Source organism: Streptomyces sp. NPDC002825 (assembly GCF_040295385.1).
Lineage (GTDB): Bacteria > Actinomycetota > Actinomycetes > Streptomycetales > Streptomycetaceae > Streptomyces.
In genome coordinates this window covers 293,443-310,188 of the sequence record NZ_JBEOVH010000001.1, presented here as the reverse complement: position 1 = coordinate 310,188, position 16,746 = coordinate 293,443, and the positions used below count along the sequence as shown (strand labels likewise).

Below are 16,746 nucleotides of genomic sequence, written 5' to 3'. Positions count from 1 at the left end.
GGTCCCGCCCGCTCCGAAGTGCGGCCGTAGTACCCCGGTGTTCAGATGGACCGGTACGCCGATCACCGCCCGCACGCGGAACGGAGCGCCTCGCACATGAGCGACACCCTGCCCTCCTTCGAGGACACGACCGACTTCGACGACGCGGACCGGGGCTTCCTCGGCGCGCTCGTCCCCGGTGTGGTGACGGCCGCCGACGGCCGTGTGATCTGGGACAACGACGCCTACGCCTTCCTCAAGGGCGACTGTCCGGACACCGCGCACCCCAGTCTGTGGCGGCAGGGACAGCTCTGCGCCCGCCAGGGCCTGTACGAGGTCACCACGGGCATCTACCAGGTGCGCGGCCTGGACATCTCCAACATGACGCTCGTCGAGGGCGAGCGCGGCGTGATCGTCATCGACCCGCTGATCTCGGTGGAGACGGCGGCCGCCGGCCTGGCGCTCTACAAGGAGCACCGGGGTGACCGGCCGGTCACCGGCGTGATCTACACCCACTCGCACGGCGACCACTTCGGCGGGGTCCGCGGCGTCCTGCCGGCCGGCACCGAGGAGGGCGTCCCGATCCTCGCCCCCGCCGGCTTCCTGGAGCACGCGGTCAGCGAGAACGTGTACGCGGGCACGGCGATGACCCGGCGGGCGAGCTACATGTACGGCGTCGGCCTCCGGAAGGCCCCCGACGGCCAGATCGGCGTGGGCCTCGGCCAGGGCACCTCCACCGGCACCATCAGCCTGATCCCGCCGACCGTGGACATCACGGAGACCGGGCAGCAGGAGACGGTCGACGGGGTGCGGATCGTCTTCCAGCTGACGCCGGGCACCGAGGCCCCGTCCGAGATGAACTTCCTCTTCCCCGACCACCGCGCCCTGTGCCTGGCGGAGAACGCCACCCACAATATGCACAACGTGCTCACGCTGCGCGGCGCGGTCGTGCGCGACTCCCGGATCTGGGCGAACTACCTGGACGAGGCGATCGAGTACTTCAACGGGCGGTACGACGTCGGCTTCGCGTCCCACCACTGGCCCACCTGGGGCCACGACAACGTGGTCCGGTTCCTGTCCGAGCAGCGCGACCTCTACGCCTACCTGCACGACCAGACCCTCCGGCTGCTCAACGAGGGGTACACCGGCGTCGAGATCGCCGAGCGGATCGAGCTGCCGCCGGCCCTGCGGAAGGCCTGGCACGCCCGCGGCTACTACGGCTCCCTCAGCCACAACAGCAAGGCGGTCTACCAGCGGTACCTCGGCTGGTACGACGGCAACCCGGCCCATCTGTGGGAGCACCCGCCCGTGGAACTCGCGCAGCGGTACGTGGACGTGGCCGGCGGCCCCGCCGAGGCGCTCGCCAAGGCCCGCCGGTACGCCGAGACCGGCGATCCGCGCTTCGCCGCCACCCTCCTCAACCACCTGGTCTTCGCCGATCCCGGGAACGAGGAGGCGAAGCAGGCCCTCGCCGCGGTGTACGAGGAGCTGGGGTACGGCTCCGAGAACGCCACCTGGCGGAACTTCTACCTGCGCGGCGCCCAGGAGCTCCGGCAGGGCGTCACGGGCGAGATGGTCGATACGACCAACCCGGAGATGGCGATGGCCCTCACCGTCCCGATGCTGATCGACTCCGTCGCCATCGCGATCGACGGGCCGCGCGCCTGGGACGACGACCTGACGATCGACCTGGTCCTCCTGGACGGCACCACGGACGCGGGCGAGCGGCGGCGGCTCACCCTGCACAACGGCGCACTCACCCACCGGGTGGTCGCCGAGCCCCGGACGCCCGCCGGACTGACCCTCACCCTGGGCAAGGCCCAGCTGCTCGGCCTCCTCGCGGGGAAGAGCCTCCAGGAGCTCGGGATCGGGGTGGAGGGCGATCCGGCCCTGCTCGCCCGCCTCTTCTCGTACGTGACGAAGCCCGACGCCCGCTTCCCGATCGTCACTCCGTAGACCCTCTGTGAGGAGGCCCCGATGGACCGCGCTCAGCGCCCCGTCCACACCAGGACGCCCAGCAGGATCAGCATCAGGCAGATTCCCAGGTTGACCACCTTGTACTGGAGGAAGACCGCGGCGAACTCGCGGATCGTCGCCGAGGGCCAGAAGTAGGCGGCGGTCGGCGAGCCGACCACCTGTCCGTCGATCCCCGCCTTCCGGGCCATCAGGGCGGCCCGGAAGGCGTGGAAGTTGTTGGTGACGATCACGCAGGAGGAGCCCGGCCGGTCCCGCTCCATCAGCTCCCTGCTGAACAGCATGTTCTCCTCGGTCGTGCGCGAGCGGTCCTCGCGCACGACCGCCTCGGCAGGGAAACCGCGGTCGGTCAGGTAGGCCGCCATCGCGTGGGACTCCGGCAGCTCCTCGTCGGGCCCCTGTCCGCCCGAGGTGATGAGGACGGGCGCGTCCCCGTCGCGCGCCGCCAGCGTCTCGTACACCTGTCTGCCCCGGTCCAGACGGCTCGCGAGCAGCGGCGGCACCCGCCGGCCCCCGATCAGGCCGGAGCCCAGGACCACGACGTAGTCGGCGTCGCGGCGGAGCCGCATCCGGCCGTACAGGAACGCGTAGCCGACGAAGCAGAGGAAGAGGAACGAGACGTAGCCGAGCACCAGCAGGGTGGTGCTCGTGAGCAGGCCCAGGATCCACGAGCCGGTGGCGGCCGTCGCCACGGCGAGGCCCATCACCCCGAACATGCCGAGTCCGGCGAGCAGCGCGAGCAGGTTGGCCGGGCGTCTGCCCTCCTTGCGGACCATCTTCACGCCGTTCGCGCAGAGCAGCCCGGCGAGGACGACCGGCCCGAGACCGAGCACGAGCAGCACGAGCACCATGAGGGTCTCGGCGAGCCCGGGGCGGGTCTCGTCGATCCCGAAGAGGAGACCGATGCCGAGGAAGGTGACGGCGAGACCGAGGTACACGGCGTTGCCGAAGCGGCGCCGGTCGCGCCGCACACCGACCCCGAAGAGCAGTAGAAAAACGGCAGCTACGACGAAGGCGAACATTCCGACATCGTAGGCATCGACACCGACAACGGACCGGCCACCGACCGCCGCCCTGTGGACAACCCCGTACTACAACTCCCCCGCCAGCGCGAACAGGCCGCGCCTCGCGCCCTCTTCGTACGCGCTCCGCAGCTCCGGGTCGACGAGCAGCGCCCCGAGGGCCTCCTCGCCGCGGGCCCGGGTGACCAGGCAGTACTCCGCCGGCCGGTACGAGGAGTCGAAGACCGAGGTCCGCAACAGGTCGACCGCGCCCAGGAGATGGGCCGCCTCGTCGTGCCTCCCCTCCAGCGCCCGCATCTGCGCCAGGAGTTCCGCCGCGCAGGCCGCGCCCACCGCGGAACCGAGCCGCAGATGCTCGCGCAGGGCCCGCATGGCGTACTCCGCGGCCCGCTTCCGCTCCCCGTCCCAGGCGCCGAGTTCGGCCCGCACGTGGTACGCCCAGGCCTCGGCGAACATGTCACGCCCCACCCAGGCCCGCCGGCTCTCGCGGTCCAGATCCCCCTGGTCCAGCGCCTCCTGCGCGGCCTCCGGGTCGGAGCGGCACAGGGAGAGCGCGAGCCCGACCCAGCAGGCCCGCCGGGTCGGCCCGAACTCCGGGTGCTCCTCCATCAGGGCCAGCGCCTCCCGGAATTCGGCCGCCGCCGCGCGCGAACGCCCCTGGTAGAGGGCGGTCGCGCCGCGCAGATGGGCCAGGAGCGCCAGACATCGCTCGTCGCCGTCCCGTACGGCCGCCGCCCAGGCCTGGGCGAGGAGCGGGTCGGCGTCCTCGGGGCGGCCCGACTCCAGCTCCAGGAAGGCCGCGAGCCACAGGGCGCGGGCGGACGGCGGTCCGGCGTGCAGGCTGAGGGCGTGCCTCAGCCGGGTGCGGCCCTCGGCGATCCGCCCGCAGGCCACCCACAGGAACCACAGGGAGACGGCGATCTCGACGGACGTCTCGGCCTCGGCGTTCGGCGAGAGCGGCGCGGTCGTCGGGTCCATGGCGGCGGCCAGGTCGGGGAGTTCGCGCAGCGCGAGGTCCCGCGCGTCGAGCTGCCGGCCCCGCTGCCACCAGTCGGCGGCCCGCCTGGCCACCTTCACGCACCACCTGCGGTGGTGCAGGAGGACGGCCCAGCGCTCACCGCGCGCGGTGAGCCGGCGGGCGCCGACGGCCCGCATCGGGTGCGGCATCCAGTACCGGGGCAGACCGTCCTCGCCGTCGAAGAGGTCGTCGACGGGCAGGAGGGCGAGCGGCGCGAGCCGGTCGAGGACCGTCTGGATCTCCCCCGCGGGCAGCGTTCCGGAGGCGCAGACCTCGCGGACCGCCTCCCGGCCGAAGGCGCCCTCGAAGACGGAGAGCCGCTCCCACAGGAGCCGCTCGGCCGGGCCGCAGCTCTCGTAGCCGCGCTCGGCCGCGGCGATCTGGTCGAGGCCGACCGACTCGCCCCACAGACGTTCGGTCTCCGGTGGTTCTCCTGTCCACATGTGGTCCAGCCCCCGTGTCACTTCTCCGCCCTTCTCCTGTGACATAGGACGGATTTAATGGAAATCGGCCAGGTTCGCGGCTTGAATGCATGAGCCCTGGTCCACATCCTGGGGCCTTCCCGTGCCCACGCCCAGGGTTTCCCCGGGATCGACCAAGGAGGCACATGCATACCAGGGAATCCGTCCTCGGGGAGGTGGATCTGGCGCTGATCCACGCACTGCAGATAGCGCCGCGCGCCAGCTGGACCCAGCTCTCCGCCGTGCTCGCCGTGAGCCCCGACACCCTCGCCCGGCGCTGGGAGACCCTCACCGCCGGCGGGTACGCGTGGAGTTCGATGCTCACCGCCCGCCGCGGCACGGAAGCCACCCTCTACGCGTGGGTCGAGCTGGAGTGCGTCGCCGGCGACGCCGAGACCACCGCGATCGAGCTCGCGGAGGACCCGTACACCCTCGGCGTCCACCAGGTGACCGGCGACTCCGATCTGATCCTGCTCGTCAACTGCCCCGATCTCCAAGCCCTCGACGGCTATCTCGCCGGCCGGGTGCGGCGGCTCCCCGGGGTGCTCAGGGCCCGCACACAGGTCGTCACCCAGCTCCACAACCGGCCGTACCGCTCGCGGATCGAGCAGCTCACCCCCGGGCAGGCGCAGCACCTCGCCGAACTCACCGGCGCCGAACGGCGGATCCGGACCACGCGCGCGTACCCGCACGTCACGGAGCTGGACCAGCGGATCGTCGCGGAGCTGGCGGGGGACGCCCGGCGCAGCGCCGCCGAGCTGGCCCGGCAGTGCGGCACGAGCGAGTCGACCGTACGCCGCAGGCTGGAGGCCCTCGGCGCGTCCGGCGCCTGCCACCACCACTGTCTGCCCGCACCGCGGTTCTCGGGGCGCCCGGTGTGGGCGCTGGTCACGGCGGACGTACCGCCCCTGGACGTGGCCGAGTCGGTGGCCTCCCTCGGCAGGCTGCGCCAGACGCGCGTGGTCACCTCGGTCACCGGGCGGCACAACCTGGCCCTCGCCATGTGGCTCCGTACGGTCGAGGAACTCCACGACGTGACGGCGGCCCTCGTGCGGGCGGCGCCGGCGCTGCGGATCACGGGCACCGCGGTGTCCCTGCGCACCCACAAGATCGGCGCGCAGGTCCTCGGCGCGGACGGCAGGCGCACCCACCACATACGGCCCTCCACGGCCCCCTGACAGGCCGCCGGGGGCGTGTTCTGATGGAGGGCATGGAGTTCGCCGTGTTCGTGACGCTGCCCGGTCTGGTCATCCTGCTGACCGTGATCGCCTTCGCCGACCAGATCCTCCGCATGACCGGACGCGGCAGGCGCACCGGACAGGTCTCCTCGACGGGCTTCGAGCAGCTGCACGCCACCTTTTCGCAGGGCAAGCAGAACGAGCTCAAGGAGCGGCAGAGCGCCCTCGTGCTGCGCGACGACGAGGAGGACGGCGCCCCGCCGCGCCACTCGACGGTGGACCTCGGCGGCGGGCGGGCCGTCGGCCGCGTCGAGCGGTGAGCGGGACGGGCGGGCCGTCATCCGCGTCGAACGGTGAGCGGGACGGGCGGGCCGTCGGCCGCAGGTGACCGGGGTCAGGCCGGGCGCGACGCCTTGATCGAGTACATCAGGGGGATGCGGGCGCGATCCACCGGGAAGCGGTAGTAGCCGTCCTCGTGCCGCTGGAGGGCTCCGTACCGCGCGAAGAGCGAGGCGTCGTGCTCGTGCAGGAACTCGATGCGCAGGCCCGCCTTCGCGAGCGCCGTGACGACCTCGCCGACCGGGTGCACCCACTCCACGCTGCGGTTGTGCACGGTGACCGCGTCGAGGTCGGCGTACGTCCCCGGGGTCGTGTCCACCCACGGGTCGCGGACGAAGTAGTCGTGCACGACCCGGCTGCCGGTCTCGTCGTCGAGCGAGTCGGTCAGCGGATGGAACTCCGCCACGTAGAGGAAGCCGCCGGGGGCGACGAGGGAGGCCGCGGTCTCCGCCCAGCGGTCGATGTCGGGGAGCCAGCACAGCGCCCCGAGGCCGGTGTAGACGATGTCGTACGAGCTGTCCGGGACGGCCTCGGCCGCGTCGTACACGTCGGCGGCGACGAAGGCGGCCCGCTCCTGCGGGAGGCCCAGGTCGGCGGCGAGCGCGCGGGCGGTCTCGACGGCCGGCTCGGAGAAGTCCAGGCCGACGACGTGCGAGGCGCCGTGCCGGGCCCAGGACAGGGTGTCCAGGCCGATGTGGCACTGGAGGTGAAGCAGGGAGCGGCCGGTCACGTCGCCGACCTCCGCGAGCTCGAAGTCCCGCAGCGCGTCCTTGCCCGCGCGGAAGGCGTCGAGGTCGTAGAACTCGCTGGCGGCGTGGATCGGGACGCGCTCGTCCCACTTCGCGCGGTTCGCCTCGAGCCAGTCGTCGGGGGTCGGAGAGTACATGTCGGCGAGGTTATCCACAGGCTGCGGACGACGCGACCCGATTGTCGGCGGCGCGGAGCATGATGGATGCCATGACTACCGAGAGCAAGCACATCGACACCCCCCTCTGGGAGCAGCGCTTCCGAGCGCCCCGCGTCTCCCTGCCGGAATGGGCCGAGGAGGCCCCGGACCGCTCACTCTTCGTGTCCAACGCGACCGGGACGTACGAGCTGTACGCCTGGGACCGGGCGAGTGGTGAGCAGCGGCAGGTCACGGACCGGCCGAACGGGACGACGGACGGCACCCTGTCGCCGGACGGCGCCTCGATCTGGTGGTTCGCGGACACCGACGGGGACGAGTTCGGGGTGTGGATGCGCCAGCCGTTCGGGGGCGGCGCGGACGAGCCGGCCGTGCCGGGGCTCGCCGCTTCCTATCCGGCGGGGCTCGCCATCGGCCGGGAGGGCACGCTCGTGGTGGGCCGCTCCACGGACGAGGACGGCTCGACGGTCCATCTCGTACGGCCCGGGGCCGCCGCCCCGGTCGAGATCTACCGGCACCGGGAGTCGGCTGGGGTCGGCGACCTGTCGTACGACGGCTCGCTGATCGCGATCGAGCACACGGAGCACGGGGACGCGATGCACTCCTCGCTGCGGGTGCTGCGCGCATCGGACGCGAGCGTGGTGGCCGAGCTCGACGACACCAAGGACGGCACGGAGGAGCTGGGGCTCACCGTCCTCGGCTTCGCGCCGCTGGCCGGGGACACCCGGCTGCTCGTCGGCCACCAGCGGCGGGGCCGCTGGGAGCCGCTGCTGTGGGACGTGGCGACGGGCACCGAGACCGACCTGCGGCTCGATCTGCCGGGCGACGTGTCGGCCGAGTGGTACCCGGACGGCTCGGGGCTGCTGATCGTGCACGGCTTCGAGGCCCGCAGCGAGCTGTGGCGGTACGAGATCGCGACGGGCGCCCTGGTCCGGGTGGAGACCCCGGCCGGTTCGGTGTCGAGCGCGACGGCCCGCCCTGACGGCTCCGTGGAGTACCTGTGGTCCTCGGCCGCCGAGCCGCCGGTGGTGCGGTCCACGGCCGGCGGTGTGGTCCTGGACCCGCCCGGCCCGAAGGCGCCGCCGTCGGTGCCGGTGGAGGACGTGTGGGTCGAGGGGCCCGGCGGCAGGGTCCACGCGCTCGTGCAGCGCCCGGCGGAGGGCGAGGGGCCCTTCCCGACGATCTTCGAGGTGCACGGCGGCCCGGCCTGGCACGACAGCGACGCCTTCGCCTCGGGCCCGGCGGCCTGGGTGGACCACGGGTACGCGGTGGTGCGGGTCAACTACCGGGGCTCCACGGGATACGGCCGGGAGTGGACGGACGCGCTGAAGCACCGGGTCGGTCTCATCGAGCTGGAGGACATCGCGGCGGTCCGCGCCTGGGCGGTGGCGAGCGGCCTCGCCGACCCGGAGCGCCTGGTCCTCTCCGGCGGCTCCTGGGGCGGGTATCTGACGCTGCTCGGTCTGGGCACGCAGCCGGACGACTGGGCGGTGGGTCTCGCGGCGGTGCCCGTCGCGGACTACGTCACGGCGTACGAGGACGAGATGGAGGCGCTGAAGGCCCTGGACCGGACGCTGCTGGGCGGCTCGCCGGAGGAGGTGCCCGAGCGGTACGCGGCCTCGTCGCCGCTGACGTACGTGGACGCGGTGAAGGCCCCGGTGCACGTGTCGGCCGGCGTCAACGACCCGCGCTGCCCGATCCGGCAGATCGACAACTACATCGACCGGCTCGCGGCCCGGGGCGCGGTCCACGAGGTGTACCGGTACGACGCGGGGCACGGCTCGCTGGTGGTGGAGGAGCGGATCAAGCAGGTCGCCCTGGACCTGGACTTCGCGGCCAGACACCTGGGGACCCGGGCTGCGGGCGCCTGAGGCGGCTTGCGTACCGTGGGGGGCGTGTACCGGTTCCTGAGAACGCCCCGCTGGTGGGGGATCAACGTCTTCGTCCTCCTCGCGATCCCGTTCTGCGTGTTCATGGGGACCTGGCAGCTCGGCAAGTTCGAGGACCGCGTCGACTCCCACCGGGAGGCCGAGCAGCGGCCCGCGGCGGACTCGCTGAAGGCCGAGCCGCTGGAATCGCTGCTGCCGGTGGACAAGGAGACCTCGGGGCGTTCCGCCCAGGCGCGCGGCCGTTTCGGGGAGCAGTTCCTCGTGCCGGACCGCGAGCTGGACGGGCGGACCGGCTCGTACGTCCTGACGCTCCTCAAGACCGACGGCGGCCGCTCGCTGCCGGTGGTTCGGGGCTGGCTCCCCACGGGCGCGAAGGCCCCCGCCCCGCCGTCCGGCGAGGTCACGGTGGTGGGCGCGCTCCAGGCCTCGGAGAACCCGGGCACGAAGGGCGTCCACACGGCGGGCGGGCTGCCGGAGGGGCAGCTCGGGATGATCAGCGCGGCGTCCCTGGTGAACGTGGTCACGGACGACGTGTACGACGCCTGGATCACCCTCGCGGACTCCCCCGCCGGGCTCACGCCGGTGCCGGCGGCGGCCGCGGCGGGCACGAGCCTGGACGCCAAGGCCTTCCAGAACCTCGGCTACACGGCGGAGTGGTTCGTCTTCGCGGGCTTCGTGGTCTTCATGTGGTTCCGCCTCGTCCGCCGCGAGGCGGAGGCCTCCCGCGACGCGGCACTGGGCCTGTAGGACTCCCCGTCCCACGGGCCCCTCCCACGGGTCCCTGCCACAGGCCCAGTCCGGCAGGCCCAGCCCGTCCAGGGCCGGTCCCAAAGGCCCAGTCCGGCAGCCCAGCCCATCCAGGGCCGGCCCCACAGGCCCAGCCCGTCCAGGGCCGGTCCCACAGGCCCAATCCGTCGGGCCCAGTCCGGCAGGCCCAGCCCCGTCCAGGGCCGGTCCGCCTCGTCTCAGGAACCCGCCAGGACTCCTGTGCGGTAGATCGTGCCGGCGCAGGCGTTCGTGACGAGGGCCGAGGCCGTGGCGCCGCCCGGTTCCGCGGTGTGACTGACCACGACGCTGCCGTCCGCCGGAGCGCCGTCCTCGGTGAGCAGCTGGGCAGCCATGCCGGCGCCCGAGCCAGCTTCCGTGCCGGTGCCCGGTCCGGTGCCGGAGCCGCCGGTCTCGGTGCCGCCCGCCCCACTGGTCGGGTCGTCCGTCGGGGTCGGCTGCGTCGGGGTCGGGTCCGGTGAGGGCGGCGGCTCGGTCGGGGTGGTCGGCGTCGGGGTCGGGGTGCCGCCGCCCGTCGGGCAGGTCTCGCTGGGGATGAAGACGAACTTCACCTCGTAGCTGCCGTTCGGCTTCAGGACGAGCGCGAAGGACTCCTGCGAGGGGTCGGGCAGTCCGCTGCCGTCGCCGGAGGTGTGCCGGACGACCGAGATCCGGGCGGGGTCGGCCGCCCCGCGGGCCTCGAAGCCGACGGTGCCCGCGCCGTCGACCAGGCAGGCCTGGTCGGAGAAGTTGGCGATGCGGAAGGTGCCGTAGACCTTGCCCTCGGCGTCGGGGCCGTCGGCGCCCGACCCGCTGACGCCGAGCTGGCCGGCGGTGCACCGGGGGGTGCCGTCGGGGACGGCGCCCTGGGACTGCTTCGGGCCGTTGCCGCCGGCGGCGGAGCCCGGGCGCTGCGGACCACCCGAGGGGCCGCCGGGGCTCGGTGAGACGCTGGTCGCGGGGCCGTGGGAGCTCTTGCCGCCCTCCGTGCCGCTCGCGGAGCCGGTGCCGCCCTGGGCCTGCTCGCCGTGGCCCGCGTTCACGGGGTTGTCGGCGGTGAGGCCGCCCGAGGCGGCGACGTGGACGAAGGCGGGGACGGCCGTGCCGATGAGGACGGCGGCGGCCGCGGCGCCGACGACGGCCTGCCGCTTGCGGGCGCGCCGCGCGGGGACGGCCCGGCGCAGGTGCTCCAGCGAGCCGAGCGAGGGCTCCAGGCCGCCGACGGCGTCCTGGAACAGCTTCCGCACCGCGAGTTCGTCGTCGCCCTCGCCGGGTCCGGGCTCGATCTTCACCATGCGCTGTCCACTCAGCTCGTCACGTACATCCTGGGCGTCAGGGGTCTCGGGGGGGCCGCCGTCCGTCTCGGCGGCATGCCTCTCGGGGACGTCGTCGCCGTCACGGTTCTCGTGGGCCACGCCGTCCCCGCCGGGTGCCTTGCTCATGTCGTCGCTCCCATCGCGACGCGCAGCGCCGCGATGCCCCGCGAACCGTACGCCTTCACCGAGCCCAGGGATATTCCGAGCGTCTCGGCGACCTGGACCTCGGTCATGTCGGAGAAGTACCGCAGGGCGAGCACCTCGCGCTGGCGCCGCTGGAGGCCGCGCATGGCCTTGATCAGGTCCTCGCGCTCCAGCTGCTCGTACGCCCCCTCCTCCGCGCTGGCCATGTCCGGCATCGGCTTGGAGAGCAGCTTCAGGCCGAGGATGCGGCGGCGCAGGGCGGACCGGGAGAGGTTCACCACGGTCTGGCGCAGGTAGGCGAGCGTCTTCTCGGGCTCGCGGACCCGCTTGCGCGCCGAGTGGACGCGGATGAAGGCCTCCTGGACGACGTCCTCGCAGGAGGCCGTGTCGTCGAGGAGCAGCGCGGCGAGACCGAGCAGCGACCGGTAGTGGGCGCGGTAGGTCTCGGTCAGGTGGTCGACGGTGGTGCCGGCGGCCGCGGCGGCGGCCTCGGCGCTCTTACGAGGCGAGGGGATGCCGTCCACGGCGCCGGTGCGGGATCCGGTCGGCACGGGGGCGATCACCGGCATGCCGCCGAGCGCGCGCGGGCGTCTGAGCGGACGCACCGCGGAGCCGCGTACGGGTACGACGGCGCTGCTCCGCACGGGGAGCACCGCCGTGCCTCCGCCGCGCAGCGGGGCGATGGTCGCGATGTCGAGTACCTCTGCCACGCCTGTTGGACACGCTTCCCCCCGACAGGGTTGTACGCGTACGCCACCCTTTTCTGCGGCGAGTTCTTCGTCCTCATGCGTAACCGTTCTCCCCCGATGCCCCGTTTTGAGCGTGTCCCGCGCCACAGGTCGTGGGTGCACGCAGAGACGCGCCCCGCCCAACTCTGGTTGCAGTACGGGGAAAGTGCATCGTCGACCACGGCATCGCCGCAGTTCAAGAGGTATCTGACGCCTTTTTGCTCACAGGTCGTTCACAGATCCCACAAATCCGCGACGAGCGATTCCGCGATCTGGAGGGCGTTCAGGGCCGCTCCCTTGCGGAGGTTGTCGGCGCAGACGAAGAGGTCGAGCGCGCGCTCGTCGTCGAGGGAGCGCCTGACCCGGCCGACCCAGGCGGGGTCGGTGCCGACGACGTCGGCGGGGGTGGGGAAGTCTCCGGCGGCCGGGTCGTCGTAGAGCACGACGCCGGGCGAGGTCGCCAGGACCTCGTGGGCGCGGTCGACCGGGACGGGGTGTTCGAAGCGGGCGTGCACGGAGACGGAGTGCCCGGTGACGACGGGGACGCGGACGCAGGTGGCGGCGATCCGGAGCCCGGGCAGGCCCAGGATGCGGCGGGTCTCGTCGCGGACGTGCTCCTCCTCGGAGGAGGCTCCGTCGGCGCCGGGCGTGCCCGACCAGGGCAGCACGTTGAGCGCGAGGGGGCCGGGGAAGGGCCCGGTGTTCTCGCCGACGGCCCGCCGTACGTCTCCGGGCTGGGTGCCCAGGTCGCCGCCGCCGGCGACGAGGCCGAGCTGGGCGCGGAGCGCGTCGACCCCTGCCTGTCCCGCTCCGGCGCCGCTGGCGGCCTGCTGGGCGGTGACGACCAGCTCGGCGAGGCCGAACTCGGCATGCAGGGAGCCCACGGCGACGATCAGCGCGAGGGTGGTGGAGCCGGGCCCGGCGACGATGCCCCGGGGGCGTACGCGGGCGGCGTGCACGTTGAGTTCGGGGACGACGAGCGGCACGTCCGGGTCGGCCCGGAAGGCGGCGGAGGTGTCCACGACGACGGCGCCCTTGGAGACGGCGACCGGCGCCCAGCGGGCGGCGACGTCCTCCGGCACCAGGAAGAGCGCCAGGTCGACGCCGTCGAAGACGTCCTCGCCGAGCGCGAGGATCTCGCACTCCTCCCCGCGCACGGAGGCCTTGGAGCCGGCCGAGCGGGGGGAGGAGACGAGGCGGATCTCGCCCCAGACGTCCGCGTGGTGCGTGAGCATCTGGAGCATCACCGAGCCGACCGCCCCGGTCGCTCCCACGACCGCGAGCGTCGGCTTCGGGGTCATCGGCCGGTGCCTCCGTAGACGACGGCCTCGTCCGAGTCGCTGTCCAGACCGAAGGCGGTGTGGACGGCGCGCACGGCCTCGTTGACGTCGTCGGCGCGGGTGACGACCGAGATGCGGATCTCGGAGGTCGAGATCAGCTCGATGTTCACTCCGGCGTCGGACAGCGCCTTGAAGAAGTCGGCGGTGACGCCCGGGTTCGTCTTCATGCCCGCGCCGACCAGGGAGATCTTGCCGATCTGGTCGTCGTAGCGCAGCGAGTCGAAGCCGATAGCGGTCTTCGCCTTCTCCAGCTCGTCGATGGCCTTGCGGCCCTCGGCCTTGGGGAGGGTGAAGGAGATGTCCGTGAGGCCCGTGGAGGCCGCGGACACGTTCTGCACGATCATGTCGATGTTGATCTCGGCGTCCGCGACGGCGCGGAAGATGGCCGCGGCCTCGCCCGGCTTGTCCGGCACGCCGACGACGGTGATCTTCGCCTCGGAGGTGTCGTGGGCGACACCCGAGATGATGGCCTGCTCCACCTTCTGGGCTCCTTGCGGTTCGTTGCTGACCCAGGTGCCCTGCAGGCCCGAGAAGGACGAGCGGACGTGGATCGGGATGTTGTAGCGGCGCGCGTACTCGACGCAGCGGTGCAGCAGCACCTTGGAGCCGGAGGCGGCGAGCTCCAGCATGTCCTCGAAGGAGATCCAGTCGATCTTCTTCGCCTTCTTCACGACGCGCGGGTCGGCCGTGAACACGCCGTCGACGTCGGTGTAGATCTCGCAGACCTCGGCGTCGAGCGCCGCGGCGAGCGCGACGGCGGTCGTGTCCGAGCCGCCGCGGCCCAGCGTGGTGATGTCCTTCTTGTCCTGGGACACACCCTGGAAGCCGGCGACGATGGCGATGTTGCCCTCGTCGAGGGCGGTGCGGATCCGGCCCGGCGTGACATCGATGATGCGCGCTTTGTTGTGGACCGAGTCGGTGATGACACCGGCCTGGCTGCCCGTGAACGACTGGGCCTCGTGGCCCAGGTTTTTGATCGCCATGGCCAGCAGGGCCATGGAGATCCGCTCTCCGGCGGTCAGCAGCATGTCGAACTCACGCCCGGCAGGGATCGGGGATACCTGCTCGGCGAGATCGATCAACTCGTCCGTCGTGTCGCCCATCGCGGAAACCACGACGACCACCTGGTGGCCGTTCTTCTTGGCGTCCACGATCCGCTTGGCGACGCGCTTGATGCCTTCGGCATCGGCAACGGAGGAGCCTCCGTACTTCTGCACGACAAGGCCCACGTGCGCTCCTCGCTCAGTCTGTGCCGCAGCCGGCGCTGCGATCGGCTCAGTCTATCGAGGGACCCGAAAACGCCACCGTGATATCGGATGGTGAGACGGGTCGCTCAGTAAGTGATCACACACATGTCTGTCGGTGATCGGTCGGCGATCTGTCGGTACGCCCCGCCACGGTGGGACCACGGAGAGCACCGAACAGAGGAGCCGATCATGGACGAGACCCTGGTGGACCGGATGCGCGCCTACCTGGGCGCCGGCCTCGCGATGGACGTCGAGGCACTGGACGCTATGTACGACCCCGCCTTCGAGAACGTCCGCTGCGACGAGGAGGGCCGGACGGTGACGCTCACGAAGGACATGTTCATGGGCCGGTTCCGCGCCCTGAGGGAGCGGGGCGTGAGCGTCGGGGAGTCCGTCGACGACGCGACGTTCCTCACGACCAGCACGTACGACACGTACGGCTCGATCGTCATGCGCCGGGTGAAGGACGGCCTGCCCGTGCTCTACACCTTCGTGTGGCGGCGCGCCCCCGACGGCGGCTGGGGGACGCTGCTGCGCGAGTTCACGTACGAGAAGGACCTCAGCGCCCTTCTGAAGCTCGCCTCCTGAGGCCCAGGCCCCCTGAAGCTCGCCTCCTGAGGCCCGGGCCCCCGGAAGCTCACTTCGTGAGGCGGCGGCCGCGCAGGCCCAGCGGCGTCGCGATCTCCTCCAGCATCACGCGGCCCGCCTCCTCGGCGAGGTCGTCCTCGGTGAGGTCCTCGTCCGTGTCGAGGCCGTCCAGCTCGGCGAGCGGCTGGTCGAGGCGGACGTGGGCGACGAGGGACTGGAGGGCGCGCAGGGTGGCCGAGGCGGTCGGGCCCCAGTTGGAGAAGTACGAGAACTGCCACCACCACAGCGCCTCGCTGGTGCGGCCCGCGCGGTAGTGGGCGAGGCCGTGGCGCAGGTCGGTGACGATGTCGGCGAGGTTGTCGGAGATCCGGGCCGGGACCGGGGCCTTGCGCGGCTCGTACGGGTCGAAGACCTCGGAGAAGACGTCGACCGGGTCCAGCATCACCGCGAACCGCTCGCGCAGGTCGTCGACGTCCGGCTCCGGGCCCGTGTCCGGCTCGTACCGCTCGTCCGGGACGATGTCCTCGTGCGCGCCGAGCCGGCCGCCCGCCAGGAGCAGCTGGGAGATCTCCAGGAGCAGGAAGGGCACGGCGCTGTCCGGCTCGTCGCCCTTGGCGACCTCGGTGGTCGCGACGATGAAGCTCTCGATCGAGTCGGCGATCTGGACCGCGAAGTCGTCCGGGTCCTGCGTGACGGAGTGCAGTGTGGGATCAGACATCGAGCAGCCTCCCTGAGAGCGCGCAGGAGAGCGCACCGGCCCTGTCGTCATACATCTAGCAGCCTCCGCCCCTCGAAGGCACGGCCGAGGGTCACCTCGTCGGCGTACTCCAGGTCGCCGCCGACCGGGAGGCCGCTCGCGAGCCGGGTCACCTTGAGCCCCATGGGCTTGATCATCCGCGCCAGGTACGTCGCGGTGGCCTCGCCCTCCAGGTTCGGGTCGGTCGCGAGGATCAGCTCGGTGACCGTGCCGTCCGCGAGCCGCGCGAGCAGCTCGCGGATGCGCAGGTCGTCCGGGCCGACGCCCTCGATCGGGCTGATCGCGCCGCCGAGGACGTGGTACCGCCCCCGGAACTCTCGGGTCCGCTCGATCGCGACGACGTCCTTGGGCTCCTCGACCACGCAGATGACGGTCAGGTCGCGGCGCGGGTCGCGGCAGATGTTGCACTGCTCCTGCTGCGCCACGTTCCCGCAGACCGCGCAGAACCGGACCTTCTCCTTGACCTCCAGGAGCGCGTGCGCGAGACGGCGGACGTCCGTGGGCTCCGCCTGGAGGACGTGGAAGGCGATCCGCTGCGCGCTCTTGGGACCGACGCCGGGCAGCCTGCCCAGTTCGTCGATGAGGTCCTGAACCACGCCTTCGTACAACGGAACGCCCTTCTGGGGAGTGCTTGATTCTTACGGTAGTGGCTGGAAGCGAACGTTAGAAGGGCTTCAGAAACCCAGGCCCGGCATCCCGCCCATGCCCTGGGCCAGCGGACCGAGCTTGGCCTGCTGGAGCTGCTGCGCGTTGTCGTTGGCGGCCTGGACGGCCGCGACGATCAGGTCGGCGAGGGTCTCGGTGTCCTCCGGGTCGACCGCCTTCGGGTCGATCACCAGGCCGCGCAGCTCGCCGGAGCCGGTGACGGTCGCCTTGACGAGACCGCCGCCCGCCTGGCCGTCGACCTCCGTCGCGGCGAGTTCCGCCTGCGCCCGGGCGAGGTCCTGCTGCATCTTCTGGGCCTGCTGGAGGAGCTGCTGCATGTTGGGCTGGCCACCACCGGGGATCACGGTCACTCACTCCTGCTGCTCGTCGGAACGTCCTGCCGGTCGATCGGGACGGTCCTGGTCCTCCGGACGTCCCGGTCTTCCGAACGT

The 16,746-nt window shown here is 72.2% G+C and carries 16 protein-coding genes; 6 read left to right on the top strand and 10 right to left on the bottom strand.

Annotated features, from left to right (window positions below; translation table 11 throughout):
• Positions 1-96 precede the first annotated feature (96 nt).
• On the top strand, positions 97-1,935 hold the full coding sequence (locus ABT041_RS01475) for an alkyl/aryl-sulfatase (protein WP_351177124.1): 1,839 nt from the start codon (positions 97-99) through the stop codon (positions 1,933-1,935).
• A 32-nt stretch (positions 1,936-1,967) separates the two neighbouring features.
• On the opposite strand, the gene ABT041_RS01470 is transcribed toward ABT041_RS01475, so the two are convergent.
• Together ABT041_RS01470 and ABT041_RS01465 are read right to left on the bottom strand one after the other, a co-directional pair.
• Positions 1,968-2,975 (bottom strand): YdcF family protein, encoded by a 1,008-nt coding sequence (locus tag ABT041_RS01470; RefSeq protein WP_351177121.1) that lies wholly within the window; start codon positions 2,973-2,975, stop codon positions 1,968-1,970.
• A 69-nt stretch (positions 2,976-3,044) separates the two neighbouring features.
• Positions 3,045-4,481, bottom strand: a complete 1,437-nt coding sequence (locus ABT041_RS01465) for a tetratricopeptide repeat protein (RefSeq protein WP_351177118.1) — start codon at positions 4,479-4,481, stop codon at positions 3,045-3,047.
• 119 nt (positions 4,482-4,600) lie between these two features.
• On the opposite strand from ABT041_RS01465, the gene ABT041_RS01460 reads away from it, so the two are divergent.
• Together ABT041_RS01460 and ABT041_RS01455 are read left to right on the top strand one after the other, a co-directional pair.
• Positions 4,601-5,632 carry an Lrp/AsnC family transcriptional regulator gene (locus tag ABT041_RS01460; protein WP_351177115.1) on the top strand — a complete coding sequence of 344 codons (1,032 nt, stop codon included), beginning with the start codon at positions 4,601-4,603 and terminating at the stop codon, positions 5,630-5,632.
• A gap of 32 nt (positions 5,633-5,664) precedes the next feature.
• Positions 5,665-5,952 carry a DUF6191 domain-containing protein gene (locus tag ABT041_RS01455; protein WP_351177112.1) on the top strand — a complete coding sequence of 96 codons (288 nt, stop codon included), beginning with the start codon at positions 5,665-5,667 and terminating at the stop codon, positions 5,950-5,952.
• 74 nt (positions 5,953-6,026) lie between these two features.
• Here ABT041_RS01455 and ABT041_RS01450 read toward each other — a convergent pair whose 3' ends face one another.
• Positions 6,027-6,857, bottom strand: coding sequence for a class I SAM-dependent methyltransferase (locus ABT041_RS01450; RefSeq protein ID WP_351177109.1), 831 nt, complete (start codon positions 6,855-6,857; stop codon positions 6,027-6,029).
• A gap of 62 nt (positions 6,858-6,919) precedes the next feature.
• Here ABT041_RS01450 and ABT041_RS01445 point away from each other — a divergent pair, with 62 nt between their 5' ends.
• Both ABT041_RS01445 and ABT041_RS01440 read left to right on the top strand, forming a co-directional pair.
• Entirely contained in the window at positions 6,920-8,746 is a 1,827-nt protein-coding gene (locus ABT041_RS01445; RefSeq protein ID WP_502976322.1) for a S9 family peptidase, read from the top strand.
• Positions 8,747-8,770: 24 nt separating this feature from the next.
• Complete coding sequence (locus ABT041_RS01440; protein WP_351177103.1) at positions 8,771-9,511, top strand: SURF1 family protein; 741 nt, start codon at positions 8,771-8,773, stop codon at positions 9,509-9,511.
• Positions 9,512-9,729: 218 nt separating this feature from the next.
• On the opposite strand, the gene ABT041_RS01435 is transcribed toward ABT041_RS01440, so the two are convergent.
• The 4 genes from ABT041_RS01435 to ABT041_RS01420 form a co-directional block, all read right to left on the bottom strand.
• A complete protein-coding gene (locus ABT041_RS01435; protein ID WP_351177100.1) occupies positions 9,730-10,971 on the bottom strand; it encodes a hypothetical protein in 1,242 nt (413 codons plus the stop codon).
• Positions 10,968-11,699: a SigE family RNA polymerase sigma factor gene (locus tag ABT041_RS01430; protein ID WP_351177097.1), complete on the bottom strand. Its 732-nt coding sequence runs from the start codon at positions 11,697-11,699 to the stop codon at positions 10,968-10,970. The genes ABT041_RS01435 and ABT041_RS01430 overlap by 4 nt, the downstream gene beginning before the upstream one ends.
• 251 nt (positions 11,700-11,950) lie before the next feature.
• Positions 11,951-13,018 (bottom strand): aspartate-semialdehyde dehydrogenase, encoded by a 1,068-nt coding sequence (locus ABT041_RS01425; RefSeq protein WP_351177094.1) that lies wholly within the window; start codon positions 13,016-13,018, stop codon positions 11,951-11,953.
• Positions 13,015-14,286 carry an aspartate kinase gene (locus ABT041_RS01420; protein WP_351177091.1) on the bottom strand — a complete coding sequence of 424 codons (1,272 nt, stop codon included), beginning with the start codon at positions 14,284-14,286 and terminating at the stop codon, positions 13,015-13,017. The genes ABT041_RS01425 and ABT041_RS01420 overlap by 4 nt, the downstream gene beginning before the upstream one ends.
• Positions 14,287-14,493: 207 nt before the next feature.
• On the opposite strand from ABT041_RS01420, the gene ABT041_RS01415 reads away from it, so the two are divergent.
• On the top strand, positions 14,494-14,892 hold the full coding sequence (locus ABT041_RS01415; RefSeq protein WP_351177089.1) for a hypothetical protein: 399 nt from the start codon (positions 14,494-14,496) through the stop codon (positions 14,890-14,892).
• Positions 14,893-14,941: 49 nt separating this feature from the next.
• Here the strand turns inward: ABT041_RS01415 and ABT041_RS01410 are convergent, their stop codons facing one another.
• The 3 genes from ABT041_RS01410 to ABT041_RS01400 all read right to left on the bottom strand — a co-directional run bounded on the left by ABT041_RS01410 (position 14,942) and on the right by ABT041_RS01400 (position 16,659).
• Complete coding sequence (locus tag ABT041_RS01410; RefSeq protein WP_351177086.1) at positions 14,942-15,610, bottom strand: DUF5063 domain-containing protein; 669 nt, start codon at positions 15,608-15,610, stop codon at positions 14,942-14,944.
• Between the two features lie 47 nt (positions 15,611-15,657).
• Positions 15,658-16,257, bottom strand: a complete 600-nt coding sequence (recR, locus tag ABT041_RS01405) for a recombination mediator RecR (protein WP_030747474.1) — start codon at positions 16,255-16,257, stop codon at positions 15,658-15,660.
• A gap of 66 nt (positions 16,258-16,323) precedes the next feature.
• A complete protein-coding gene (locus tag ABT041_RS01400; RefSeq protein ID WP_086825272.1) occupies positions 16,324-16,659 on the bottom strand; it encodes a YbaB/EbfC family nucleoid-associated protein in 336 nt (111 codons plus the stop codon).
• Between the last annotated feature and the right edge of the window lie 87 nt (positions 16,660-16,746).